We start from the raw sequence: 25,385 nt of genomic DNA, 5'->3' as shown, positions 1-25,385 counted from the left end.
GAAAGGTTAATCAGCAGACCATACATTCTTGAAATCTGGCCATCCCCAGTTGGTAATGGCCACGTTTTTCAAAATGCCTTGAAAACGCACGGTTTGTAGGTGATGGAACATAGGCACTAGCCAATAATCAGAAATCAACGTCGATGCAACAGGCTCCAACTCTGCCAAGTAATTCGGCAGTTCAACTGAGGCTTTGTGATGATCTAAGCGCTGTTTAAGCCAATCACTGTTCATCTCTCCGAGCGCGGAATGCAATACAGGGTCATTCATCAACCACGAGAACAGCGAAGATGGCGCATTATCATCGAGATTCAGGTTACACAATACCAAATCTTCTTTTAAATCGCCCCGCTGAGAAAGCAGCGCCAACTCTCGAAAGCTATAGGTGTTCACTTCAACTTCCACTCCATGTCGTTTAAGGATGTCCGACACGGAAATGGCACACCGATAAAGGGCATAGTAGTTATATACCGCAATGCTCAATTTCTTAGGCAACTCGCTCTCTCTGGAAGGCGTTCGATACAGCTTCTGCCAACTTGGCAATATGTTCTGAGCCAAAGAGACACTGAATAATCCTTGGTTTTGCTCCAGTTGCGCCAAAATAGCCTGAGGGTTTGCAAGGGCTGATAGGTACTTACGTTGCTCGTCGCTTAACGGATTCACTGCTGAGTTTTGATTGAACAGAACAAACAAACAACCATCTTCGATTCGACTACGAAGCCCGTCAGTTTCAGCCGAGACTAGCTCGGTGTCGCTTTTCCCTAATTGGTGAAAACAGGCGGAGTCTTCATAAGGTGACACCTGCATCTGGCTATCATCGAATCGAGCACTACCAGTCATCGACTCTTCAAACTGCCAAATAGTCACTTCATCGGTTAAAGAGCGACACCCGTAAAAGTGTTCGAATGCCGAGAGCTTGATGCGCTCACTATTGGTTTCAACCACTCTGAAAGGGCCAGTACCGATCACAGCATGAGACATTGAGCTCAATGGTAATGGTTCACGCATCACTTGCTCGGCGGGTTGAATCGAATACTTAACACCAGCAAGCAACCCCGCAAAACCTGTGTCCGCTTGGGTTAATTTAAAACTGATCCTTAATGGCTGCTCACTGTAGATGGAAGCGACATGATCTAACTCAGCTTGATAGAAAGGCAGAGCTTGTAAAGCAGTAAACAAAGCAACCAGCTGCTTGGCATCTACTGGCTGACCATCATGAAAAGTCAGACCGGGGCGCAGATAGAAAGTCCAAACCAGTTGCTCGGTGTTATATTCCCAATGGTGAGCTAATTCAGGCTTTAACTCACCTTTACCATTACACGTCACTAGGCAGCTAAAAACCTGTCTGATCAAAAATCGTTCGCTACTGCGGTGTATATGGTGCGGAAACAAATCCTCAAACTTACGCTTATAGGTTAATTGAACGTGCAGCAGCCCTTCACGCATGGTCGCGCCGGAAGTTTCTTGCAGTAAAGAACCAAACACAGCGCGGTCATTATCCAATATGGAAAGTGCTTTTCCGTACTTGCCCTGCTCTATCAGTTTACTTGCAACATGCTGCGCCAACTCTGAATTGCTAAAACGCAGTGTTAAGTTAGAGCGTTGATTCCTGCCAACTTTTGGCTCCCACACCACCCATTCAGCTTGATGCATCTTACCAAGTAAGGTTCGAGCGTGACGCAAGCTTGTAAACAGCATATCCGCTACTTCGGCTAGGGTGACTGAATGAGAAATGTTTGGCTCGAACGACTCTAGCCGCGTGTAGTAACGCATCATGTTTAGATCAGACAAATAATGAACCTTTTAAAGATAGCTCTTCCTAATTAAGCCCATTATAAAACACATTCATCAAAAAGTAGTGTAATGCGACCAAAACAGGAACAACCAATAAAAATAACATCTGTTTTTTAGTTCCTCTTAATTATCCATAATGAACGGGTCAGCAACAAACCATAGGTTGTAAATAAAGCCTAACCAGAGAGAGTAATGACCATGAGAAAATACTATCTTAACAAGCTAAAAAGCACCTGCAGTAAGCTCGAAAGAGAAGCACTACGAACACTTTTAGATCTATGTAACTGGCGTTATTAGTACACTTTTTAGCACCGAGTAAACGCGAGTTGGGTACAACCTAATATGCTCCTACCCCCAATATGAGTTAGGTCTCAACTCGCTTTTCCATTCCAATTCCCCTCTCAAGCCTGCTGTACCAATAGCTCACACAATCGATAAATTTCCGTTGTCGACTCGACAAATTTAATTCGTTTTCTTAGTTGAACGAAAAGCCTTAAGGTTCGCCCCGAAGCAAGCAAGGAGCCTCAGAAAAAACTGAAAGCTCAGCTAACAACTAATTTATTTGCAGTTACCAATCAGGTATTAACTAAGGAAACGCCATGCGTATCGCAATTCTTTCTCGCAACGAAAATCTATACTCTACCGCTCGTCTAAAGCAGGCTGGAGAAGCACGTGGTCATCAGGTCGATGTTATCGACACGTTGCACTGTGATATAGATATCGCGAGTAACAATCCGAAGATTCGCTACATGGGTGAAGAGCTACCTCAATACGATGCTGTTATTCCACGTATTGGCGCTTCCATTACCTTTTACGGAACTGCGGTTGTTCGCCAATTTGAAATGATGGGCACTTTTTGTATCAATGAGTCAGTAGCAATCAGTCGCTCTCGCGACAAACTGCGCTCACTACAACTGTTGTCTCGTAAAGGTATTGGCTTACCAAAAACAGGTTTCGCTAGCCGCCCAGACAAGATTCAAGACCTGATCAAAAACGTAGGCGGCGCGCCACTTGTGATCAAGCTTCTTGAAGGCACTCAAGGTATCGGCGTTGTACTAGCAGAAACAAACAAAGCAGCAGAAAGCGTTATCGAAGCGTTCATGGGCCTAAAAGCGAACATCTTGGTTCAAGAGTTCATTGAAGAAGCAAATGGCGCAGACATCCGCTGTTTTGTTGTTGGCAACAAAGTAATTGCTGCAATGAAGCGTCAAGCTGGTGAAGGTGAATTCCGCTCTAACCTGCACCGTGGCGGCACTGCTCAGCTGGTTAAACTAACCAAAGAAGAGCGCGCAACAGCAATCAATGCAGCGAAAATCATGGGATTAAACCTATGTGGTGTAGATATCCTACAATCTAAGAACGGCCCAGTAGTAATGGAAGTAAACTCTTCTCCAGGCCTAGAAGGCATCGAGAAAGCAACGGGTAAAGATGTAGCAGACATGATTTTCGAATTCATCGAGAAGAATGCAAAACCAAACGCTAACCGTACTCGTGGCAAGGGCTGATTGAATACCGATAACTCATGATTGGAAAGAAAATGAACAATAAAATGATCATAGGGAATACCGAAGCACTTTGCTTACCAGAGTTAGGGATAACTGGACTACATACACGTGTTGATACAGGGGCTAAAACCTCTTCTCTACACGTAGACAATCTACTATGTGTTAAATCAAATGGTGAGAAATTCGTAGAGTTCGACCTTCACCCAGACGTTTATCACCTAGAAGAGACGGTGCGCTGCAAGGCGAAACTGAAAACAAGTAAGAAAATTAAATCATCTAACGGCGAAGTTGAACACCGTTGCGTGATTGAAACCATGCTAAGAATCGGTGGCCAACAATGGCCGATCGATATCACGCTAAGCAACCGTCAAGACATGACTTACATGATGTTGCTTGGACGTCAAGGCATGAGTGACAAAGTGATTGTTGACCCTGCGGGTGAATTCCTGCTGACTCACTAATCCGAGTCATCGTAACCGCTCCACAGGTTATAACTAAAGCTACTCACAACGATATAAGGCCAGTCTCATGACTGGCCTTATTGCTATCTATTTTTCTATTTCTACTTTCAGCTCTGAATACACGACTTTGCATTCAGACTTCTGATCTATTTCTTCGATTTACCATGAGATTGAAAACCAAATCGCCCAATCGATAAAAGTAATTTCTTGGTTTTGATTTTCGTCACTCGCCAATGTGTAACAGGCCTTCTTGGGGCACTCATCAGCAGGTGTTCAAAAGCCTTCTGACTGAAATCGACTTGCCCACCATGCGCCACCAGCAAGGTATCGAGCTGCATGTCATAAATGCGCGATACAGACGCTCGATACTTATTAGGGTGAAAGATAGGAAACGGCGGAATCAGCTTCTTCTTAACCTCGACCATTAAATCGGCAACATAAGCCACGCTGTGTGATGGGCAATAGACCGAGAGATCACGGTCGGTATGGCCCGGTGCTTCAAGAACCAACCAATCATCAAACCCTGGAATACTATCCCCATCAGACAGCTTGTAGTCCGGCTTTAACTTTCTTGAATACCATAGGTTTGCTTTAGGCTTGCCTAAGCGGTTCGCCATCCACCTAGCAAGCGCTAAGTCGGTCAGGTGCATCAAAATGCCATCGATGCCGTGATACCAATCTTTGTCTCTGTTTGCTGCCACCAAATGACAATTAGTCAGCTTTCTGAGCGTATGCGCTGCCCCTGCGTGGTCCGGATGCATGTGTGTAACAACCACAGTATGTAGGTCGCTAAATTCACGGCCAAGCTCATCTTCAATGAAAGCCCTAAGATGAGGAATATCCGCACGGCACGCACCATCAAGTAACAGCAACCTATCTGGGTACTCTACGAGATACATGTCTTGGATATAGCCTTTGATGGTATGCAGCTGCAAAACCGCTCCTTGTGATAAAACAACTGGTCAGACCTATACAATAGCAAATTCAACTTCAATTGTGATCATTTTGTTAAAGACAACAATCTAAAACCGGATAGAGAACCCGAATCAAGATTTCTATTGGTATTCACTCAATTACTCAATTACTCAATTACTCAATTCCAATTCAACTCAGTGCACAGGAACAAATTCCAAAGATTGCCATCAATTTCATCCGATATTTTTCAGCATTATCGAATGCCCGCATTGCCGTAAACCTTACTCTATAGGCCTTGCTACTCTAGCCTCCACATGTTTTATCGTGACGACAAAACATGTGATTTGTTGGCCTGAGTTATTAGGACTATATATGCGCCTCTAATTTATTGTCTGAGTGCTATACATGAACCAATTAATCGATGCTCTTTCTACCCAAGGTTATTTCGTTTGGGATGACTTCTTAACTCAAGAAGAAGTGGTGGCATTGAGGGATTGCATTCCAGAGAACTGGAAAAAGGCTAGGATTGGCCGTAACGATGAAGTAACGCGAGAGTCGACCATTCGTAGTGACAAGATTCAATGGGTGCGCCGCGATATGGGTCAGCCAGCATCTCTGTTCCTAGACAAAATGGAACAAATTCGTTTAGCGGCAAACCAAGCGTTCTTTTTGGGTCTGTTCGAGTACGAAGCGCACTTTGCTAAATACGAAAAAGGCGACTTCTACCAGAAGCACTTAGACTGTTTCAAGGGCAATGAAAACCGCCGCCTGACCACTGTGTTCTATATGAATGATGAGTGGACAGAAGAAGACGCTGGTGAACTTGTGGTTTACGACCTAAAAGACAACCACATCGCGACCATTCCACCAAAGTCAGGCCGCTTATTTGTGTTCTTATCTGAACAGTTCCCACACGAGGTACTGCCGACAAACACAGAGCGATTCAGTATTGCAGGTTGGTTCCGTATTAACGGCGTGAAAGACAACCAACTCGATATCGCACACTAGAACAAAGCCGATTATAACAAGCTCTAGCTTATTCAAAGCCTCTCCTTCGAGAGGCTTTTTTATGGAACAAATATTGAGCGAGTATTGAACAACATACCTCTTAAAAACCGCACGCAATAAATATTAAAACCATCAATAACTTTCTCTTAAATGAAATCGAAATGAATCTTTCATATCAGTGAAACGGTTTAGCCACTTAAGTGAAATACGCCCTGTTCAAGATAGCTTCAAACGACACCCCTACCGTCTCGTTAACACTCTAATCCAATACCTCGACATCGATTTCATCCAAAAGGAAACGAAGATGAATAAGCTAATTTTGGCAGGCGTTCTTTCTGCGACAGCGGCAATGCCAGCGTTCGCAACGACTCAAGTCACTTGGTGGCACGCAATGGGCGGCCAGCTTGGAGAAACAGTAAACAAAATTGCGACCGACTTTAATGCGTCACAAGATGATTACGAGATCACGCCAATCTACAAAGGTTCATACACAGAGACCTTAACAGCCGGTATCGCGGCATACCGAGCAGGTGAAGCACCCAATATTCTGCAAGTCTTCGATGCAGGCGCAGCAACCATCGTGAACGCGAAAGACGTCGCGAAACCGGTACAGGATATTCTGGTTGAGTCGGGTTACAACTTTAATTCAAACGACTACCTAGCGGGCGTTCGTAACTTCTATGCCGACAACCAAGGCAAGATGGTTGGTATGCCTTTCAACAGTTCGACACCGGTTCTTTACTACAACAAAGATCTTCTCGCGGAAGTGGGTGCAGACGCGCCTAAAACTTATGAAGAACTAGAAGTGGTCGCTAAGAAACTGAAGGCTGAAGGACACATCGCGTTTTCTCAATCTCTGACGCCGTGGATCATGTTCGAGAACTTTAAGTCTCGCCACAACCTGCCAGTCGCAGATCAAAACAACGGCTACGATGGCTTGTCCACTAAGATCATGTTCAACACCAAAGACATGATGATGCACGTTAGCAAGATGAAAGAGTGGTCAGATCTAGGTTACTACAAGTATTACGGCAGCGACTGGGATGCAAACCAAACCCCTTTCGAGCGCCAAGAAGTGGCGATGTGGATGGGTTCTTCAGGCTCATTCGGTGGCTTACGTAACCGCGTACCTTTCGAACTCGGCACCACATACCTTCCATACTGGAAATCGGTTAACCCAGACGCAGGCTTAACCTTCATTGGCGGCGCAGCTCTGTTTGCACTCAATGGCCATGACCAACAACAAGACAAAGGTGTCGCAGCGTTCTTTGATTACCTGACTAAGCCTGAAACTCAAGTCTACTGGCACAAAACCACTGGTTATGTACCTGTAACAACGGCTGCCTATGAGCTAGCGAAAGAGTCTGGCTACTACAACGAACAACCAGATGCAGAAGTGGGCGTTAAGCAGCTAAGCCTAAAATCGGGCGAATGGACTAAGGGCTACCGCTTAGGTTACTACCCTCAAATTCGTGAAGTGATGCATCGTGAGTTCGACAATATCTTCGCTGACCGCTCTAGCGTCGAGAATAGCCTAGATAAAGTCGAAGATGAGAGCAGCAAACTGCTGAAACGCTTCGCTCGTACGATGAACTAATTTGGCTTTTTAACCAAAGCAGATTACTGAGCTAAAGGCTTAACAAACCAAAGCCGTTCATTGCTCCTCACCACTTGTCACTGCGTCATTAAAAACGTAATGGCAAGGAGTGAGGAGATTCTTCACTAGCGCCATTTCTTGCTCCAAAAACTACAACTCAACTGGATGCATTCCTTTGCTATAGCGCTAGTGCTCACCGTAACTAACAGTGATAACAGTCACTAATTTTTGGGGATTACCCTGTGGAACGACGTCAGCAATTCTTTCACTCTCCGCTGCCTTACCTATTTTTGGCGCCTCAGATACTCATCATTGCGGTTTTCTTTATCTACCCTGCGGCAAAGGCAGTTTACCTGTCCTTCATGCTAGAAGACCCTTGGGGCACCTCATCGATATTCGTATGGTTCGAAAACTATCAGATGCTATTCGAATCGAGCGAGTATCTGAACTCGATTGGCTTCACATTAATGTTCGCAATCGTGGTCTCTTTCTTATCGCTTGCCTTAGCGCTACTGCTCGCGGTTAAAGCCGACAACATCATTCACGGACAAGGCGCTTACAAGGTCACTCTCACTTGGGTTTACGCGGTTGCCCCTGCGATTGCAGGCGTAATCGGTGCTTTCTTGTTTAACCCACATATTGGCGTGTTTGCCGAGATATTTGCGGTTATAGGTTGGGACTTTAGCTTCCAGACCGACCCTTTGGATGCCACGTTTGCTCTGATTTTGGTTTCGGTTTGGAAACAGGTTTCGGTGAATTTCATCTACTTTCTGGCTGGGCTTCAATCGATCTCTTACGCCGTAAAAGAAGCGGCGATGCTCGATTGTGTCAGCGACTCAAAACGTTTCTGGACCATTACTTTCCCGCTACTCGCACCTACAGGCTTCTTTCTTCTGGTCATCAACCTCACCTACTCGTTCTTTGAAACCTTTGGCGTGATCGACACCATGACCAATGGCGGCCCAGGTGGCGGCACAACGTCGTTGGTGTACAAGGTGTATCGAGACGGGTTTGTTGGCGCAGATTTAGGCGGCAGCTCTGCGCAGTCAGTTGTGTTGTTGCTACTGGTACTCACTCTTACATTTATCCAGTTTCGCGTTGTAGAAAAGCGTGTTCACTACTAGCCCACCACAGCTAGGTTTTAACGCGACAGGAGTTATTTATGAAAAGTAATAAGGTCTATGACCACCTAATTCTAATTGCTGGGATGCTGTTCATGTTGGTCCCTATCTGGCTAATCTTCGCCAGCTCGACGCATAACCCGAACACCATTGTCAGCGAAGGCCTGCAATGGGTACCAGGCGATAACTTTACGGCCATTTATAGCGAAGCTTGGAACAAAAGCATGGGCTTCAGTGGCGAAGTCACCGCCAGCAAAATGATCGCCAACTCGATGATCATGGGGCTAGGTTTTGCGGTCGGTAAGATCATCATTTCGATGATGGCTGCGTATGCTTTGGTCTACTTCAGACTGCCTTATGCTACAGCTTGGTTCTGGTTGATCTTCGTGACGCTTTTGCTGCCATTAGAAGTGCGCATTATCCCTTCCTATGAGGTTGTCGCTGGGCTTGGGCTTCTTAATAGCTACACAGGTTTAATTCTGCCTTTGATCGCCTCAGCCACCGCGACGTTCTTTTTTAGGCAGTTCTTCAAAACCATCCCCGATGAATTGTTAGAAGCCGCTCAGCTAGATAACGCAGGTCCATTTCGATTCTTTGTCGACATCTTATTGCCACTGTCTAAAACCATGATTGCCGCAATCTTCATCATCATGTTTGTGGTGGGTTGGAACCAATATCTGTGGCCAATCATGATGACCACGGACGAAGGCTACAACACCATCGTGATGGGTATCAAACAAGTACTCAACAACATCAATGAAACCAGTTTACCGCGCTACGACTATGTTTTTGCCATGGTGATTTTAGCTATGTTGCCACCCGTTTTAGTGGTGGTTGTATTTCAACGTTGGTTTGTAAAAGGGCTAGTAGAAAGTGAAAAATAATAACGACAAAAATCAAATGAACGATAACCGCATTCAATCACTCGCTGAGTACAAGATGTCTCACCTGCATTCTCACCAAGCTATCCACAAAAATACAGAGGACACCCCGATGCCAAAGTTAAAACAAACGTTAGGGCACACCCAAGCCACTCACAACCATACGCACAAAGCACCTACCATGTTCGGCATCAAAAACTTGGTAAAGACTTATGAGAACGGTCATCGTGCAGTGAAAGATGTCTCGCTTGATATCGAAAAGGGTGAATTTCTTGTGTTGGTTGGCCCATCGGGTTGCGGCAAGTCTTCTATCCTACGTTCAATAGCGGGGCTGGAAAGTATCTCTGGCGGAGAGATTCACTTAAGTGGCCGCCGTGTTGATAACGAAAAGCCAGCTCAACGAGATATCGCAATGGTCTTTCAAAATTACGCACTCTACCCTCACATGACGGTATACAAAAACCTCGCTTATGGTTTAAAGAACCGAGGTGTCAGCCAACACGTAATTGAAGAGAAGATTGAGAAAGTCGCCAAGACACTAAAGATCGAAGAATACCTAGATCGCAAGCCAGCCAAGCTTTCGGGTGGTCAGCGCCAGCGCGTTGCTATGGGACGAGCGATTGTACGCGACCCTCAACTGTTCCTGTTTGACGAGCCTTTGTCTAACCTAGATGCCTCATTGCGCGCTCACATGAGGTTAGAAATCAAAAAGCTACAACGCGAGCTAGGCGTAACCAGTGTTTACGTGACTCATGACCAAGTCGAAGCCATGACACTGGCAGATAGAATCGTGGTTCTCAACAAAGGTCAGATAGAACAAGTCGGCACACCAAGAGAAGTTTACCACCAGCCTGCCAGTACCTTTGTGGCAAGCTTTATTGGCAGCCCCGCGATGAACTTCCTAACTGCCACGCTCGATGATGGCTATCTTGAAATCGGTGATCAACAAATGTACCTGCCAGAGTACGCGCACGTTAAGAACGCGACTATCACGCTTGGCATTCGCCCTGAACACTCTGAGGTTTGTTCCGAATTAAAAATGAACACCTTGCCTCTCGAACTGCGTATCAGTGTGGTTGAGCCATTGGGGCCGAATCAATTGGTTCATGGCCTGGTGAACGACCAACCCTTTATCGCCGTCACGCCAGAAACGACACTATGCCAAGTACTGCCGCTCGGAGTAAGCATTAATAAATCCAACCTGCATATTTTTGACAGTCGTGGGAAGCGTATTCAGCCGAATAACTTTACTTCACAAGAGTCACGCGAAGAGACGACAAGCATAACGACGGCTCTCGCTTAATCGAGTACACTGATATTTAATGCGTTTTTACGGTGCGTCTTTAAGAAGGATTAATTATGTCGTCTATCATCGTAGGTCATCGGGGTGTAGCAGGTACTCACCCAGAAAATACCAAAGCAAGCATTGAACAAGCCGCTAAACTCGGCTTGAAATGGATTGAAGTAGATATTCAGCCAACTCAGGATGATCAACTTGTGGTTTGCCACGACCACACCCTTGAGCGCTGCAGCGATGGCAAGGGTCGTGTCGACGAACACACCCTTGCAGAACTGCGTCAGCTCGATTTTGGCAGTTGGAAGTCTGAGCAGTTCGCTGGTGAAAGAATATTGACGTTGGAAGAGTTGCTCGCGCTTGCTGAACAGCATGATCTCAGCGTGAACTTAGAGATCAAAGTCGACAGTCGACATCAAGCGCCTCATGTCGTTGATTTGCTGCATACCGAGTTGATTCGTTCAAATCTAGACACCGACAGAGTGCTGCTTTCAAGTTTCAGCCATCAAGTCGTTTCTGAAATGGCTCGTCACCTGCCGAGATACCGCGTAGGTCTGATCACCGAGCAACTGACTCAAGCCGACTTGATGTTGATTGACGAGGTTAAAGCGTTCAGCTGTCACATGAACTACGAGCATGTGAATCAGAGCGATCTTGATACACTGAGTGAAGCAAACATTCAAACTTGGTGCTACACAGTAAACGATCCGTCTCACTTCAAATTCATCTCAAAAGTAGATGCCGTATTCACTGATTTTCCGAATCAATTTACCTCTATAAATTGACCAAACAAATACCGCAAAAACAACCCCGAGAGACTTTAAAATTAACTCTCGGGAAACCTTAAAATTAGGTAGCAAACACAAGTGAGTAGGAGTACATTCCGCTACTCACTTGGTTTCATTAGCTCGCTCTATACAGACAGCTTCATTGGTTACTTAATTTATGGATCTCATTTTTAGTCCAACCTTCCCAATTTTGGGTGCAATCTTCATTTTCGCCGCTATTGTTCGTGGCTTCTCAGGTTTCGGTTTCACCTTAGTGGCATTGCCATTAAGTGCGTTATTCGAGCCTGTTATCGAACTGGTTCCCGTCTTCATGTTGATCGATCTCCTAGGCAATGTTCAATTACTGCCTAAAGTTCGAAAGCATGTTAACTGGCGCTGGGTTTTAAAGGTATTTATCCCTTGTTTTGCCTTCACACCAGTCGGCTTACTTCTGCTAAAATCCGTTAGCCAAGACACGATCATCTTGATCATCAGTGCCTTCATTTTTGCGTCTGCACTTATGATCTACAAAGGTTTCCAGTACAAAAGCGAACCTAGATTTACTCCCTATATTCTAGGAAGCCTTGCGGGTGTAATGAACGGCGCGGCTTCGATGTCAGGGCCTCCAATTGGCACTCATGCATTAGCAAGCCCAGTCGCTCCGCACATTGCCAGAGCAGGCCTGATAGCCTTCTTTGTATTGGCTGATTCCACTGCGTTTGTTTCGGCATCTATCGCTGGGTTAGTCGACCGCGATGTAGTTTGGCTGACTCTCGCGCTTCTACCAAGCAGCATGTTTGGCGGTTATGTGGGTTCTAAACTGTTCGAAAGATTTGGTGGAGCGAAGTTTAAGCCAGTCACCATTGCATTGCTGATTGTGATTGCAATATTCAGTGCAGGTCGAGTCTTACTGTAACGGCTTTAGCGTTTAATTTTGGACGTTGCTTTTACGAATTGGTTTCGCGAATTGATTGCGCTAATTGACTGCGGAAAGTGATTAAGAAAACTGGGTACCAATGACTACCATTCGATATGGATAGGGGTACCCATTTTTACAAGTTGGAGAAACTCATCCATATCTTGATTGGTTAACGCGATACAGCCATCCGTCCAATCAAAACTTTGAATAAAGCTCGGCGAACGACGCTCGCCGTTTTTGATGCCATGGATTTTGATGTTTCCTCCAGGATCTACATCATTTTGCTCTGCCCATTGCATATCCGAAGGTTGCGGATAGTTAATATGTACTGAGCGATAAAAGTCCGACTCTTCCATCACATAATCGAGCTGGTATTCCCCTTCCGGCGTTCGGTTGTCCCCTTCAAAGCGTTTATGCCCTTTCGGTTGTTTGCCTAGCGCAATACGAAACTCCTGAATCACCTCTTCACCTTTTAGCAGATACATCCTACGTTTCGATTTATCGACTTTAACTAACGTAACCACTTGCGACAGCGAATCTATCTCAGATGCGCTATCCGGTACGTTGTAAAACTGTCGAGAGGAACTTTGAGGTGGACGTTTCGATGACCCTTGAGAAAACTGAGCTACCTTTTCATCAGGGCTACTGTTAAGAACATCATCCACAATAATCACATGCTCGGAGTTTGAGCTCGTGGAAGAGGTTGAGTTAGATGAAGACGTTGAGACACGTTGAGAATGAGCCGGTGCAGACTCGAATACGATGGTTTCGATAGCGGTCGCGTCAGAGACTATTTTCTCGACCACGACTTGCTCAGCATTCGCGTTCGAAGCCACAAACAGTAAACACAGTGATAAAGGCAGAAACAGACGCACCTTTAGATCTCCTCAAAACGCATGGACATGGTTCGTGACTGAGTTTCCATTCCTAACGACTCATAGAAACCCTGAGCTTGTTGGTTAAACTCCATTACCTCCAACCTAAGTTCTATCGCTCCTCTCGCCTGCGCCCATTGATTAAAAGACTTCATTAACGCTCGACCAGCACCTTTGCTCTGAACCTGATCTTTCACCACAATCGTATTGACCCTTGCCACCTTGTGCGGCTGAATAAAACTGACGCCTTTGTTCTGCGTTACCTTACCCGCTAAAAAGCCAACGACTTGCTTGTCGTCTACTGCAACCAAGAAAGCGCCAAGTGGGTCAAGCATCAAACCTAACCAATACTCTTCACTGTCGGCCAAGCCTTGTGACGCTGGTGCAAATACCATAGGCGCACCAAGATGATGTTGACGGTTTATCTGCTCAGAGAGCGCTAAGATCGCGTTAATATCAGTTACCTTGGCCGTCCGGATTTGCATATCATCACCTTGTTTGAATTCAATAACACCTTAGCAAAAATGGCTTAGTTGTGCACCGTTACACTGGTCAACTCAGACGCTCTGTGAAGGCTGAACATTAATATTAGGCACTATGTTTAGGGAAATTGTTCCGTAAATCTCAGGCACATTGCCAGCCGTTGAGTGCTACTATCTCTGCAGAATCAATATACTAACGACGACTAACGACTGGAAACCACTATGATTAAGTTTGCTGTAATTGGAACCAATTGGATTACACAAAAGTTTGTTCAAGCTGCGCACGAATCTCAATCGATGCAACTTGCTGCGGTTTACTCTCGAAATCTAGACAGCGCGGCACAGTTCGCCCAAGAATTTGACGTTGAAACCACGTATGACTCACTCGACGCATTGGCCAATGACAACACTGTAGAAGCCGTGTACATCGCTTCCCCTAACTCACTGCATTGCGAGCAATCTATCTTCATGATGGAACACGGCAAGCATGTTATCTGTGAAAAGCCGGTTGCATCAAATATTGATGAAGCAACACGCATGTTCGAAGTCGCTGAGAAAAACGGTGTGGTGCTGTTTGAGGCGTATAAATCTCAATTCCTACCGAACTTTAAGCAAGTTCAACTTGGGTTAGAAAAGATTGGCAAGGTACATAAAGCACACATCAACTACTGCCAGTATTCATCGCGCTACCAAAAATACCTAAACGGCGAGAACCCAAATACCTTCAACCCAGCTTTTTCTAACGGCTCATTGGTCGATATTGGCTTTTACTGTGTTGCCGCGACAGTCGCGCTATTTGGCAAACCTGAAAACGCACAGGCTTCTGCAAAGCTACTTGATTCAGGTGTCGATGCTCATGGCTGTGCGATCTTCCAATACCCTGAGTTTGATGTGACCCTTGCGCACTCCAAAGTCAGCGACTCTTATGCGCCAAGCGAGATCCAAGGTGAATTAGGGGCGATCATCATCGATCACATCGCTGAATGTACTGACGTTAAGATCCGCTACCGCGATGGCACGGTAGAAAACCTTACTCAAGCACAAAGCGAAAACTCCATGAGTTACGAAGCGCAGGCCTTTGCTAGCTGCATTACTGGCGACAACGCAACACAAGCGCAGGCCCAACTGCGCGCTTTAACGGTTGCGAAGTTAATTACAGAGATGCGCCAACAAGTTGGTGTAGTGTATCCAGCGGATAAATAACGTCACAGCGTAAGTTAACAAACTGATTTTTAATACATAATTATTTATACATAACTGAATTTAATCTTTACGACAAATAACCGGATTAGTTGATTGAGGTCCCATCTGTTTAAATCCGCGTTCGATATCTATCGTATTTATTTAATTTATTGAAGGTGTGTAAAGTGTTTTCAGTTGATGATCGCGTTGTAGCAACAAAAGGTGTTGAACTAGGTGAAATGGTAGTAACTGGCCTAAGTGCTGGTGGCGGCTACGTTCACGTTACAACGGTAGAAGGCGCAATGACGCTTACTTACCCAGCGCAAGATCTTAAAAAAGCATAGTTTAACCACTCTGCCCTTTTAGTAGTCACTCTACTAAAGGTAACAAAATTGAGGCTTTGGCTGACTTCACTCTTCTGCATTAGAGTAAGCAGCCAGAGCCTTTTTTATGCCCGTCATTTACCCACCAGCTTTCTCATTAGCTTACTCGTTACAATAAAACCGCACTCAACTGACAATAGAATTAGGCAACGAGTTTCTACACTAGGTGCTTATTCTCATCGTTCTCTTGATATTCCCGTGCACTTAATCGCAGTGAATAGTTCTTGTTAACAAAGGCTTATTGTCTGCGAAAGTTTCTGGTACATTAGCATCATCTTATACTAAGAAAGACCCGAATGAGGGAAGCTATGAAGCTTTACATTTACGATCACTGCCCTTTCTGTGCAAGAGTCTCCTACATTGCTCAATCGCTAGGCTTGAACATTGAGCTTGTTTCTGTCGATTATGATGATGCCCAAACCCTTATCGATCTGATCGGTAAAAAGATGGTACCCGTCTTACAAAAAGACGATGGCTCTATCATGGCAGAGAGCCTAGATATCATCGCGTACTTCATGGACTTGAAATCAAGCGATGAACAGCGTGTGCCATCTGAGCAAGTGACTGTGTTCCAAACTCGCGCATTCCCTCTTACTCAACAGATTGGACGCCCACGTTGGTGGAACCTCGACTTGGCTGAATATCGCTCTGCTGGAGCTAAAGAAGCTTGGCGTGCCAGTAAAGAGACCGAAGGTTTTAACTTTGAAGAACTGTTAGAAAAGACGCCTCAGTTCGTTCAACTGATTAACCCATTACTGAAAGATGCCGAACTCTTACTGGATCTAGAGAATGGTGAGTCATCACTGCCTCTAGTCGATCAAGCGGTGTATTTCTCGATGCTTCGTGGCTTTTGCGTAGAACCAAGCATCACATGGCCACCAGCACTTGAACGCTGGTTAGAAAAGAAAAGTGAAACGCTAAAGCTGTCTTTACTTCGCTAGAAAGCTATCTCGATTAAGAAAGCAAGCTCTGATTAAGAAAACAAGCTCTGACTCGCAAGCGACTACAACGAGCACAAACAAAAAATCGAAGCTCTCAGGTGTAAACTGCGAGCTTCGATTTTCTTTTATCTGGCCATTCTATTTCTCTAAGGCTTTGTCTTACAGCAGACGCCTTCTCAAACCTGTTCGCTCCAAGATTCGTGTCGAAATTTCTTCAACCGATAGTGAAGAGGTGTTGATGTAAGGTATCGCTTCTCGACGGAACATCGCCTCTACCGTTTGCAATTCATACAAACATTGTGAGTCACTGGCGTATTCGCTGCCTGCTAAGCGGTTCTCACGAATTTCAGTGAGCCTTTCTGCATCAATGGTCAAACCAAACAGCTTATGTCGGTAAATCTCAAACTCTGGCAACAGCTTTAAGCGTGCCAAGTCATCGTGGATAAATGGGTAGTTTGCTACGCGTAAGCCAAACTGCATCGCCATATACAAACTTGTTGGTGTTTTGCCACTTCGAGAAACACCCAACAAGATGATGTCGGCTTCTTCCAGCCCTTTTAGCGTGATGCCATCATCATGCGCGAGCGTGTACTCAATCGCAGCAATACGGTCGAAATACTTCACCGAGTCCTTGTTTACACTGCGTGAGCGCTGCAACTTAGGAACAGGCGCCATCTGAATGTCATCCTGTACTTTCTGCACGATGCTCTCTAACACGTCATAACAGTGCGCGGGCGCTTCTAGCAATTTGTTTTTGATATCAGGTATCACAATCGAAAAGAACACTAGCGGTTCTAATCCGGTATCACGATACGAAATTTCAATCTCTTTTAATAAATCAGAAAGTTTGTCCTCACTTTCCACAAACGGAAAGGTTTTTTCATTGGCTTTGAAAGGGAATTGACCTAGAACAACATGCCCTAAAGTCTCACATGTTATGGCCGTTCCATCAGAAACATAGAATACATCACGACTTTGGATATCAATTTGCATTTTTTATTTAATGTTTAAAATTATTTTGAGTAGGATGGGAACCATAATATATATAACGAAACCCTGCTGACTATTACGTCCCCCACAGCTTTAAAAAATAATTTACATTTTTTTAAACTGATACGTAATCGTTTGCCTTTAAATCCCTACAATGCTTGCTATGTTTCTGGAGAAATAAATGCAAAATAATACCCTATGGTTCAATGGCCTATCCATGGAAGATGTCGACAAAGTCGGCGGTAAGAACGCCTCACTGGGCGAGATGGTTTCTAACCTGTCCAATGCTGGTGTTTCTGTACCTAATGGTTTTGCTACCACCTCTTATGCGTTTAACGACTTTCTTGATTACAAAGGTCTTGATGAGCGCATTCACCAACTACTTGATGAACTTGATGTTGAAGACGTTGACGCACTGCGTAAGACAGGTGCAACGATTCGACAATGGGTTCTAGATGCCCCCTTCCCAGAATCACTAGAGCAAGATATCCGTGAGAACTACCGTGAGCTAATTGAAGACAACGAAGAATTGTCTGTAGCGGTTCGTTCATCGGCAACCGCAGAAGATCTTCCAGATGCTTCTTTCGCAGGCCAGCAAGAAACCTTCCTTAACGTGAAAGGCATCGATGCGGTACTCGAAGCAACCAAGCACGTTTACGCGTCACTCTTTAACGACCGCGCTATCTCTTACCGTGTACACCAAGGCTTTGACCACCGTGGCATTTCATTGTCTGCGGGTATACAACGCATGGTTCGCTCAGACAAAGCCTCTTCAGGTGTGATGTTTACGCTTGATACTGAGTCAGGCTTCGACCAAGTCGTGTTCATCACTTCTTCTTGGGGTCTTGGCGAAATGGTTGTACAGGGCGCAGTGAACCCAGATGAGTTCTACGTGCACAAGCCAATGTTAGAAGCAGGCCACCAGCCTATCGTGAAGAAGACCTTTGGTTCTAAGTTGATCAAGATGATCTACTCGACCAATCAAGAGATCGGTAAGCAAGTCGACATCATTGATACTGACGAGCAAGAGCGTAACCAGTTCTCACTCAACGATGAAGAGATCAAAGAGTTAGCAAAACAAGCGATGATCATCGAGAAGCACTACCAACGTCCGATGGACATCGAGTGGGCGAAAGATGGTATCGACGGCAAGCTATACATTGTTCAAGCTCGCCCAGAAACCGTATGTTCTCAAAGCGATCAAAACGTTATCGAGCGTTACGAGCTAAACAATAAGGCGGATGTCTTGGTTGAAGGCCGCGCTATCGGTCAGCGTATCGGCTCTGGCCCTGTTCGCTTGGTTGATTCTCTAGACCAAATGTCACTGGTTCAAGAAGGCGACGTGCTGGTAACTGACATGACAGACCCAGACTGGGAACCTGTGATGAAGAAAGCGTCTGCGATTGTGACTAACCGTGGTGGCCGTACTTGTCACGCTGCGATCATTGCTCGCGAGCTTGGTATCCCAGCGATTGTTGGTTGTGGTACAGCAACAAGCAGCCTAAACGATGGCGATACCGTGACAGTGTCATGTTCAGAAGGCGAAACAGGCTACGTTTACAACGGCGAACTCGATTTTGAAATCAAACGTTCTGAGGTTGATGAGCTACCAATGCTACCAACCAAAGTAATGATGAACGTGGGTAACCCAGATCGTGCCTTCGACTTTGCACAAATCCCGAACGAAGGTGTTGGCCTTGCTCGTCTAGAATTCATCATCAACAAGATGATCGGTATTCACCCTAAAGCGCTGCTTAACTTCGATGCACAAACGGATGAGCTAAAAGCGGAAATCAACGAACGTATTCGTGGCTACAAAGATCCTATCGATTTCTACGTAAGCAAATTAACAGAAGGCATCGCGACTATCGCTTCTGCATTCTGGCCTAAGCGTGTGATCGTACGTATGTCTGACTTTAAGTCGAACGAGTACAGCAACCTAGTCGGCGGTAAAACGTTTGAACCGCATGAAGAGAACCCAATGCTGGGCTTCCGTGGTGCATCTCGTTACATCTCACCAGTATTCGAAGACTGTTTCGAGCTAGAAACTCAAGCGATCAAACGCGTTCGCAACGAAATGGGCCTTAAGAACGTTGAAATCATGATCCCATTCGTTCGTACTCCAAGCGAAGCGGCATCGGTTATCGACATTCTGGCTAAATTCGACCTTCGCCGTGGCGACCAAGGTCTGAAAGTCATCATGATGTGTGAGCTACCATCGAACGCAATCTTGGCTGATGAGTTCTTGAAGTACTTCGATGGCTTCTCTATCGGTTCAAACGACATGACACAGCTGACGCTTGGCCTAGACCGAGATTCAGGTGACGTGGCACACCTCTTCGATGAGCGTAACCCAGCCGTGAAAGCAATGCTGAAAATGGCGATCGATGCAGCAACCAAAGCGGGTAAATACGTGGGCATTTGTGGCCAAGGCCCATCTGACCATGACGACCTAGCAGAGTGGTTAATGGAGCAAGGCATCAGCTCTGTTTCACTAAGCCCGGATACGGTTATCGATACGTGGTTGAAGCTAGGTAACGTTGCTAATAAATAAGTAAATAAGTAAATAAGTAACGCTTCACGCGGTACCTTAACGACAAAAGCCAGTCACGTTGACTGGCTTTTTTAGGTTCTTTGCAAATTAGCTGGCTAGAGCGCTAGAAGTAGTATCTCACACCAACCCAAGCTTCGGTTTGCCAACCATTCGGCATTGGCACACCTTTCACATCAACATCCGCTTTGGTAATGTCATAGCGCGTATTCAACCACCAAGTTCTTGCAGTGTTCATCGGCACATTTAACGATGTTTTAAATGAGAAGTTTTGCATGTCGATATCATCACCAGAAAGATCTTGCCACTCAGGAACCAAAGACACATAAGCGCCAGAGTCACCGAGATGCTTCGCGGTAATCAAACCAAGCGAGTATCCCGTTAAATCATCTTTAGATGAAGTGACGCCAGGGATCTCCATACTACCAGTCATCAGTCCTGCTCTTGGAAATACCAGGAATCCACCGGTATAAGCTGGATTAATCGCAACAACACCGCCAACCGACAATAAGTCATTTTTAATACTGTTGCGCGTATTAATATAATCTAATGAAAGACCCACTTTAGGCGTAGCTTTCGTCCCTGTTTCAAAGACGTGGAAGTACTGAATTCTAGAGTTGCTGTACTCTGTACCGAATTTGTCTGGATCGCGAAGCGCTGTGTTGCTTTCATCGACAAACGTCCCTTCGGCCAGTAGGGCAAACTGCTGACCGTTTTCTAAACCGCCAGAAACTTGCCCTTGAAATTGGATATCTGAACTACCATTCAGCATCAATGCAGCTTGAGTATAAACTTTAGTGACATCAGCAGGATCGATAACACGTTCGGAATCTGAATCGGCATGTGCAGGAAGGGCTAGACCTAAACTCAACGGGATTAATAGAGCAAACTTTTTCATTATATCTCTCGAAAGTCGTTTGCTTCCTCCTTGAAGCCTGGAACATCCTGTTAGGTAATAAATAGATTACTTGTCAGCAAGTAGTTTTGCTGCCGAACGCATTAGTGCAGGGCCTTTATTCTCACCAAAACCTGAGTGGTATGGGTTGGTTGAGAACATCACACCCACAAAGTCACGTGCAGGATCGATGTAAATAAATTGGCCTAGGTTGCCACTTTTCGACATTGCACCGTCATTGAAAATGAAATCAAATTGGTATGCGTTGTAGTCTGCTTTTTCGTTGTATGCGTGCAGTGAACTGCTCTCTTTGCTAGTACCTACGAATGCTTTTGGATCACCGCCGTTGCGGATACGATCAATCACAGCTTGTGACACCACTGGCTCATCAGCCACCGCTTTCCAGCTAGGTGTAAATAGTGTTCCCCAGCGAGCCATGTCTTCTACCGTTGATGAAACCAAGCCAACCGCGATCGCCATGCCATCTGGCGTCAAGTTGAATTGCATTGGTTGACGTGCGTGCACTTTTGACCAAACACGATCTTCGAATACTTGAGTCCAAGTTTTGTTCTCAACGTTTTCAACTAACTTAGTCAGCACCATGGTGTTGATAGATGCGTAACGGAAATGGTCACCGGCTTTTTCACCTTCCAGTTTCTGTGCACCTTGAGCCACTTCCATCCAAGTTTCCATTTCACCCGTTTTTGCACGAGGTGAGTTAAACGATGCCGCAAAGAAACGCACCACATCAGAGTCTGGGTTCAAGATAGACTCTAATGTCTCTTCATTGTCTAGCGCGGTCGACATGTTCAGAACTTGGTGTACTGTGATGCCATCCCAGTTCGTTCCTTTCAATTCAGAAACATACTCAGCGATCTCTTTTTCAGGGTCGACTTTGCCCTCTTCCACTAACATTGCGATCACTGTGCCAACCGTCGTTTTTGCTGTAGATGCCCAAACGTGCGTATCTGTCGGCTTCATACCTGGGTAAGCTTCGTAAACGATCTCCCCTTTGTGAATCAACATAAAGCCTTGGGTACGGAACTGTTCATCCGCCAAGTACTCATCCATTGTCAACTGACCTTTGCTTTCAGTATCAACTTTCAGTGCAGCGAGTCGTGGGTCGATATTTTTGACTAAAGGCTTGTACTCTTCGTTTGGAGCCGCCAGTGCCGTTGGTAGAAACTCACTCATGTGCATGTTGTAGTAAACGCTGTGGTCGCCGCCCATCTGCCAATGAAAGTTATTGAATAACTCACGAGCTGAGTCAGTAAAACTTGGGGTAAATGCTGTGCTCGCCTCTTTCACGGTCAAGGTAACTTGAGCACCTTCAACTTTCAGAGCTTCTTCAACTGGGTTTGCTGCAAGAGCAAATGATGATGGGGTCGCTAACGATACTAGAACGGCAATGTGTTTAAGTTTCATAATTGTTCTCCTGTTTGGGTTAGGAAAAGTATAGGGAGATGCGCTACACTTAATTAGGTCACTTGATGACATTTAATGGTAGGCACAAAACAATGAAAGCATCATCGAACACCACCAGCATACTGCTCACTTCGACCAGTAACATTGCTCCATATATTCAGTATTGTGACAAACATAGACTGGATTGGCGCACCGTCGCCGTTGCGTGCGGTCTACCCATTGAACTGACACAATCCAATCAATGGCTTCCTACACAAGACGTGATTCGCTTCATTCATGGCCTTGAGCGTAAGTTTGGCTATTCGATAGGGATTGAGGTTGGACGTAAGGCCTCTCTAGAGCAATTGTCACCTGAGCTAGACCGAAAAATTGAACAATGCACTTCTCTCGAGCAAGCGGTACGCTGCTTGATTACTGAAATATCGACCTTAAGTAATCACGTCACCATATGGACGGAAAAAAGCGATGGATTGTGGTGGCTGTGTCATCGAAGTTGCTATCACCCATCGACCTCAGGTTTTGAACAAGCAGAATGGTTTCGCGCCCTGACCGTGATTAGCCTATGCCGTAAGTTCATTGACAGTCGCTGGCAACCATCACACGCCAAGTTGGTCTCTAAGAACAACAGCGCACGTAAATTACCTAAGCATTTCTTTGATTCTGATATTCAGTTTGAAGAGCAATACGGTGCGTTCTCGATTCCGCTGCCCGATGATTATCGTGCCATTTCAGAACGAAATAGTACCCAAGATTGGCATCACGCTGTCGAGATATTAATAGACACCTATGCGACTCTACCTTGGTTCAATATTGAGTGGTTTGCGACCATGCTCGGCATGACAAAACGAACGCTGCAGAGAAACCTGAAGAGCAAAAACATTCTCTTTAAACAAGCCAAAGAACAAGTTCGGGAAGCTAAAGCAAAACAGCTACTTGAAGAGACCAACCTTTCTGTTCAAGACATCAGTTGGCAAGTGGGTTACAGCGACTTGAGTAATTTCAATCGTGCATTCAAAGGTTGGGTTGGAGTCACGCCACCAAGTTATCGGGATAAAGCGAAACATTAGAAATAGTCGAATGGAAAACCTTTAGACCCAATCCGCTAATATAAAACTCAGAAACAAGATACGACACCTTAAATTTCAATAAGCGAACGCATAAAGTTACATTGCACAATGCTCACATACCGATGAAACTGTGTAAAGGTAATATCGATAGATTTAATGACATTTATTGGTATCGAGCTAACGTTACGTTATCCTTTACGCAATTCTTCATTGAGTGGATTGTCACTACGACAAACCTACCTTCAAGACTGATAAGAGTGTTATGAATTCTACGACCGCAACTCCCTCGCCTTCTCTTGGCCGACAACTCTATACAATGACATGGCCAATGCTGTTTGGGGTGCTCTCCCTGATGAGCTTCCAACTTGTAGACAGTGCTTTTATTGGCCAGTTAGGCGTACTGCCGCTCGCGGTTCAAGGCTTCACGCTACCAATTCAGATGATCATTATCGGGATTCAAGTCGGACTAGGCATCGCGACAACGGCTGTGATCGCGAGAGCTATTGGGGCTAACGAGATACGCTATGCCAAACAGCTCGGCGGATTAGTCGTTGCGATGGGCAGTGTGAGTGTCGCGCTGTTCTCGGTCATCATCTATCTGTTGCGTGGTCCTATTTTACAACTCCTCGATGCACCACCGACGGTACTACCGATCATTGATTATTACTGGATCTATTGGCTGGTAAGCTCTTGGACAGGCGCACTGCTCTACTTTTTCTACAGTGTGTGTCGTGCCAATGGTAATACCATGCTGCCCGGTTCGATGATGATCGCGACCAGCATCATCAACTTGATATTGGACCCGATTTTCATATTCACGCTCGACATGGGCATCAACGGAGCCGCGATTGCGACCATCTTGGCGTTCGGTGCGGGTATCTTTATCGTTGCTCCTAAGGTAACTAAGAAGCATTGGATGACATTCGACTGGCACGATCTTGATATCGGCAAGAGTATTCGTTCTATAGGAAACATCATGGGGCCTGCGATGATCAGTCAGCTACTGCCACCAGTCTCTTCGATGCTCGCCACCAAACTGCTTGCAGGCTACGGCACAGCAGCCGTTGCAGCTTGGGCGCTAGGTTCACGTTTTGAGTTCTTTTCGATTGTTGCAGTGCTTGCTCTGACTATGTCGATGCCACCTATGATTGGCCGAATGTTGGGAGAAAAGAACCTAGGGAACATACGTAGTCTTGTGAAGATTGCCGTGATGTTTGTATTAGGATTCCAATTGGTGATCGCACTGGTAACTTGGATGTTCTCTGGCGGGTTGGCAAATCTCATGACCAGCGAAGACGAAGTCTCGACCATTTTGAACTACCACTTACTTATCGTTCCTATCAGTTTAGGGCCGTTGGGTATCTGTATGCTGATGGTTTCTATCTCGAATGCGCTTGGTAAGTCTTATACTGCCTTAACGATATCAGCACTGCGCCTGTTCGCCTTCTTCTTGCCTTGCTTGTGGATTGGTTCGCAGCTTGCTGGTATTGAAGGCCTGTTCTGGGGTGCCATGGTGGGTAATGTGCTTGCCGGTACATGTGCTTGGTTTATGTACCAACGCGCACTTGGGCAAGTCGAGGCTAAGCTTTCTAATTAATCAGTTAGCGAACTAAACGGCTTGCCAGCTAAACCGCTATAAAGTTATTAAACGAAAAAGCAGCCACTTAGGCTGCTTTTTTAGTTTCAGACTTAAAATATATTGGGGTTAGACTTGCTCAAAGTAAGCCAAAAACTCACCGCAATCTTTTTGGAATGGTGGCAATATTTCTGCTAGTGTTTCATCATCCCAATGCCACCATTCAAAGCTTTCTAATCGCCCGGCATAGCTAGGAGCATCAAACCGAGGACGCAGTTGCCAAACGCAATCGAGTATGGCGGCACGCCTTAAGCAGCGGTTGCCAACGAAAACAATCAACATAAATGAGTTAATCATTCCATTGTATCAAAGTACTTCACCAGCCTAAAACTGCAGTACTTCAGTTTCATTCGGGACCATTTTAAAAGGAAGTTATTTTAAATACCCGAATTCCCTATGCTAATACATGCATTGAAAGATAAACACTTGTTTTCATATGATTTTCAGACAAAAAAAGCCCGCTGATTTCTCAGCGGGCTTTTCAATGGTGGTGGAGGGATAGGGATTTGAACCCTAGAACCGCTATTAACGGTTGCCGGTTTTCAAGACCGGTGCTTTCGACCACTCAGCCATCCCTCCAACAAATTGTCATCAACAGATTAGTACACTGTTGAGGTTGTTATTTGCTAATGCAAGTAACGATACCTTTTGTCTTCACCTTTCAAAAAAGTGAAAATAAATTTAAAGCCTGGCGAT

Annotated in this window: 23 protein-coding genes and 1 tRNA gene; 15 read left to right on the top strand and 9 right to left on the bottom strand. The window is 45.4% G+C overall.

The annotated features are described in order from the left end of the window. Positions 1 to 6: 6 nt before the first annotated feature. Positions 7 to 1,791, bottom strand: a complete 1,785-nt coding sequence (locus tag AB4133_RS13325; RefSeq protein ID WP_372224729.1) for an SgrR family transcriptional regulator — start codon at positions 1,789 to 1,791, stop codon at positions 7 to 9. 602 nt (positions 1,792 to 2,393) lie between these two features. Here AB4133_RS13325 and rimK point away from each other — a divergent pair. After that, positions 2,394 to 3,299, top strand: a complete 906-nt coding sequence (gene rimK / locus AB4133_RS13320) for a 30S ribosomal protein S6--L-glutamate ligase (protein WP_004740040.1) — start codon at positions 2,394 to 2,396, stop codon at positions 3,297 to 3,299. A 32-nt stretch (positions 3,300 to 3,331) separates the two neighbouring features. After that, the gene (locus tag AB4133_RS13315) at positions 3,332 to 3,760 is read left to right on the top strand and encodes a RimK/LysX family protein (RefSeq protein ID WP_004740039.1); all 429 of its coding nucleotides are present in this window, start codon (positions 3,332 to 3,334) and stop codon (positions 3,758 to 3,760) included. Positions 3,761 to 3,906: 146 nt separating this feature from the next. Here AB4133_RS13315 and AB4133_RS13310 read toward each other — a convergent pair whose 3' ends face one another. Then, positions 3,907 to 4,695, bottom strand: coding sequence for an MBL fold metallo-hydrolase (locus AB4133_RS13310; RefSeq protein ID WP_372224727.1), 789 nt, complete (start codon positions 4,693 to 4,695; stop codon positions 3,907 to 3,909). 385 nt (positions 4,696 to 5,080) lie between these two features. Here AB4133_RS13310 and AB4133_RS13305 point away from each other — a divergent pair, with 385 nt between their 5' ends. The 7 genes from AB4133_RS13305 (at position 5,081) to AB4133_RS13275 (ending at position 12,259) form a co-directional block, all read left to right on the top strand. Beyond that, positions 5,081 to 5,683: a 2OG-Fe(II) oxygenase gene (locus AB4133_RS13305; RefSeq protein WP_017071587.1), complete on the top strand. Its 603-nt coding sequence runs from the start codon at positions 5,081 to 5,083 to the stop codon at positions 5,681 to 5,683. A gap of 304 nt (positions 5,684 to 5,987) precedes the next feature. Continuing rightward, entirely contained in the window at positions 5,988 to 7,280 is a 1,293-nt protein-coding gene (locus tag AB4133_RS13300) for an extracellular solute-binding protein (protein WP_372224726.1), read from the top strand. Between the two features lie 242 nt (positions 7,281 to 7,522). Beyond that, a complete protein-coding gene (locus AB4133_RS13295) occupies positions 7,523 to 8,404 on the top strand; it encodes an ABC transporter permease subunit (protein ID WP_017060567.1) in 882 nt (293 codons plus the stop codon). 38 nt (positions 8,405 to 8,442) lie between these two features. Beyond that, complete coding sequence (gene ugpE, locus AB4133_RS13290) at positions 8,443 to 9,285, top strand: sn-glycerol-3-phosphate ABC transporter permease UgpE (RefSeq protein ID WP_372224724.1); 843 nt, start codon at positions 8,443 to 8,445, stop codon at positions 9,283 to 9,285. Further along, on the top strand, positions 9,275 to 10,585 hold the full coding sequence (gene ugpC / locus AB4133_RS13285) for a sn-glycerol-3-phosphate ABC transporter ATP-binding protein UgpC (RefSeq protein WP_372224723.1): 1,311 nt from the start codon (positions 9,275 to 9,277) through the stop codon (positions 10,583 to 10,585). Before ugpE ends, ugpC begins: the two co-directional genes overlap by 11 nt. Positions 10,586 to 10,641: 56 nt before the next feature. Beyond that, positions 10,642 to 11,361 (top strand): glycerophosphodiester phosphodiesterase family protein, encoded by a 720-nt coding sequence (locus AB4133_RS13280; RefSeq protein ID WP_017067272.1) that lies wholly within the window; start codon positions 10,642 to 10,644, stop codon positions 11,359 to 11,361. 160 nt (positions 11,362 to 11,521) lie between these two features. Continuing rightward, positions 11,522 to 12,259 carry a sulfite exporter TauE/SafE family protein gene (locus AB4133_RS13275; RefSeq protein WP_017069205.1) on the top strand — a complete coding sequence of 246 codons (738 nt, stop codon included), beginning with the start codon at positions 11,522 to 11,524 and terminating at the stop codon, positions 12,257 to 12,259. A 104-nt stretch (positions 12,260 to 12,363) separates the two neighbouring features. Here AB4133_RS13275 and AB4133_RS13270 read toward each other — a convergent pair whose 3' ends face one another. Then, positions 12,364 to 13,137, bottom strand: a complete 774-nt coding sequence (locus AB4133_RS13270; protein ID WP_017064906.1) for a murein L,D-transpeptidase family protein — start codon at positions 13,135 to 13,137, stop codon at positions 12,364 to 12,366. 2 nt (positions 13,138 to 13,139) lie between these two features. Then, positions 13,140 to 13,622, bottom strand: coding sequence for an N-acetyltransferase family protein (locus AB4133_RS13265; protein ID WP_372224721.1), 483 nt, complete (start codon positions 13,620 to 13,622; stop codon positions 13,140 to 13,142). Between the two features lie 219 nt (positions 13,623 to 13,841). Here AB4133_RS13265 and AB4133_RS13260 point away from each other — a divergent pair, with 219 nt between their 5' ends. The 3 genes from AB4133_RS13260 to grxB all read left to right on the top strand — a co-directional run bounded on the left by AB4133_RS13260 (position 13,842) and on the right by grxB (position 16,125). After that, positions 13,842 to 14,822, top strand: coding sequence for a Gfo/Idh/MocA family protein (locus AB4133_RS13260; RefSeq protein WP_372155757.1), 981 nt, complete (start codon positions 13,842 to 13,844; stop codon positions 14,820 to 14,822). A gap of 164 nt (positions 14,823 to 14,986) precedes the next feature. Further along, positions 14,987 to 15,145, top strand: coding sequence for a hypothetical protein (locus AB4133_RS13255; protein ID WP_004733064.1), 159 nt, complete (start codon positions 14,987 to 14,989; stop codon positions 15,143 to 15,145). A 347-nt stretch (positions 15,146 to 15,492) separates the two neighbouring features. Beyond that, positions 15,493 to 16,125, top strand: a complete 633-nt coding sequence (grxB, locus tag AB4133_RS13250) for a glutaredoxin 2 (protein ID WP_102394180.1) — start codon at positions 15,493 to 15,495, stop codon at positions 16,123 to 16,125. A 159-nt stretch (positions 16,126 to 16,284) separates the two neighbouring features. On the opposite strand, the gene AB4133_RS13245 is transcribed toward grxB, so the two are convergent. After that, positions 16,285 to 17,118: a pyruvate, water dikinase regulatory protein gene (locus AB4133_RS13245; RefSeq protein WP_372155758.1), complete on the bottom strand. Its 834-nt coding sequence runs from the start codon at positions 17,116 to 17,118 to the stop codon at positions 16,285 to 16,287. Positions 17,119 to 17,296: 178 nt separating this feature from the next. On the opposite strand from AB4133_RS13245, the gene ppsA reads away from it, so the two are divergent. Further along, a complete protein-coding gene (ppsA, locus tag AB4133_RS13240) occupies positions 17,297 to 19,669 on the top strand; it encodes a phosphoenolpyruvate synthase (RefSeq protein WP_372224719.1) in 2,373 nt (790 codons plus the stop codon). A gap of 103 nt (positions 19,670 to 19,772) precedes the next feature. Here the strand turns inward: ppsA and AB4133_RS13235 are convergent, their stop codons facing one another. Both AB4133_RS13235 and AB4133_RS13230 read right to left on the bottom strand, forming a co-directional pair. After that, the gene (locus tag AB4133_RS13235) at positions 19,773 to 20,564 is read right to left on the bottom strand and encodes a hypothetical protein (protein ID WP_017060557.1); all 792 of its coding nucleotides are present in this window, start codon (positions 20,562 to 20,564) and stop codon (positions 19,773 to 19,775) included. Between the two features lie 66 nt (positions 20,565 to 20,630). Beyond that, positions 20,631 to 21,986 carry a serine hydrolase gene (locus AB4133_RS13230; protein WP_017060556.1) on the bottom strand — a complete coding sequence of 452 codons (1,356 nt, stop codon included), beginning with the start codon at positions 21,984 to 21,986 and terminating at the stop codon, positions 20,631 to 20,633. A 92-nt stretch (positions 21,987 to 22,078) separates the two neighbouring features. Here AB4133_RS13230 and AB4133_RS13225 point away from each other — a divergent pair, with 92 nt between their 5' ends. Together AB4133_RS13225 and AB4133_RS13220 are read left to right on the top strand one after the other, a co-directional pair. Then, positions 22,079 to 23,053: an AraC family transcriptional regulator gene (locus tag AB4133_RS13225; protein WP_017071579.1), complete on the top strand. Its 975-nt coding sequence runs from the start codon at positions 22,079 to 22,081 to the stop codon at positions 23,051 to 23,053. A 262-nt stretch (positions 23,054 to 23,315) separates the two neighbouring features. Then, complete coding sequence (locus tag AB4133_RS13220) at positions 23,316 to 24,650, top strand: MATE family efflux transporter (protein ID WP_017069196.1); 1,335 nt, start codon at positions 23,316 to 23,318, stop codon at positions 24,648 to 24,650. Positions 24,651 to 24,758: 108 nt separating this feature from the next. On the opposite strand, the gene AB4133_RS13215 is transcribed toward AB4133_RS13220, so the two are convergent. After that, entirely contained in the window at positions 24,759 to 24,986 is a 228-nt protein-coding gene (locus AB4133_RS13215; protein ID WP_029236461.1) for a hypothetical protein, read from the bottom strand. Positions 24,987 to 25,177: 191 nt separating this feature from the next. Then, positions 25,178 to 25,268 (bottom strand) — tRNA-Ser (locus AB4133_RS13210). Between the last annotated feature and the right edge of the window lie 117 nt (positions 25,269 to 25,385).

Source organism: Vibrio sp. 10N.286.52.F8, assembly GCF_041468745.1.
GTDB lineage: Bacteria > Pseudomonadota > Gammaproteobacteria > Enterobacterales > Vibrionaceae > Vibrio > Vibrio crassostreae_C.
The sequence above is the reverse complement of the archived record's forward strand: the minus strand, read 5'-3'. Positions and strand labels throughout refer to the sequence as shown.

Coding starts and splice junctions, on each gene's coding strand:
- rimK (WP_004740040.1), top strand. CDS start 2,394: ATGCGTATCGCAATTCTTTCTCGCAACGAAAATCTATACTCTACCGCT.
- AB4133_RS13315 (WP_004740039.1), top strand. CDS start 3,332: ATGAACAATAAAATGATCATAGGGAATACCGAAGCACTTTGCTTACCA.
- AB4133_RS13305 (WP_017071587.1), top strand. CDS start 5,081: ATGAACCAATTAATCGATGCTCTTTCTACCCAAGGTTATTTCGTTTGG.
- AB4133_RS13300 (WP_372224726.1), top strand. CDS start 5,988: ATGAATAAGCTAATTTTGGCAGGCGTTCTTTCTGCGACAGCGGCAATG.
- ugpE (WP_372224724.1), top strand. CDS start 8,443: ATGAAAAGTAATAAGGTCTATGACCACCTAATTCTAATTGCTGGGATG.
- AB4133_RS13280 (WP_017067272.1), top strand. CDS start 10,642: ATGTCGTCTATCATCGTAGGTCATCGGGGTGTAGCAGGTACTCACCCA.
- AB4133_RS13275 (WP_017069205.1), top strand. CDS start 11,522: ATGGATCTCATTTTTAGTCCAACCTTCCCAATTTTGGGTGCAATCTTC.
- AB4133_RS13265 (WP_372224721.1), bottom strand. CDS start 13,622: ATGCAAATCCGGACGGCCAAGGTAACTGATATTAACGCGATCTTAGCG.
- AB4133_RS13260 (WP_372155757.1), top strand. CDS start 13,842: ATGATTAAGTTTGCTGTAATTGGAACCAATTGGATTACACAAAAGTTT.
- grxB (WP_102394180.1), top strand. CDS start 15,493: ATGAAGCTTTACATTTACGATCACTGCCCTTTCTGTGCAAGAGTCTCC.
- AB4133_RS13245 (WP_372155758.1), bottom strand. CDS start 17,118: ATGCAAATTGATATCCAAAGTCGTGATGTATTCTATGTTTCTGATGGA.
- ppsA (WP_372224719.1), top strand. CDS start 17,297: ATGCAAAATAATACCCTATGGTTCAATGGCCTATCCATGGAAGATGTC.
- AB4133_RS13235 (WP_017060557.1), bottom strand. CDS start 20,564: ATGAAAAAGTTTGCTCTATTAATCCCGTTGAGTTTAGGTCTAGCCCTT.
- AB4133_RS13230 (WP_017060556.1), bottom strand. CDS start 21,986: ATGAAACTTAAACACATTGCCGTTCTAGTATCGTTAGCGACCCCATCA.
- AB4133_RS13225 (WP_017071579.1), top strand. CDS start 22,079: ATGAAAGCATCATCGAACACCACCAGCATACTGCTCACTTCGACCAGT.
- AB4133_RS13220 (WP_017069196.1), top strand. CDS start 23,316: ATGAATTCTACGACCGCAACTCCCTCGCCTTCTCTTGGCCGACAACTC.
- AB4133_RS13215 (WP_029236461.1), bottom strand. CDS start 24,986: ATGATTAACTCATTTATGTTGATTGTTTTCGTTGGCAACCGCTGCTTA.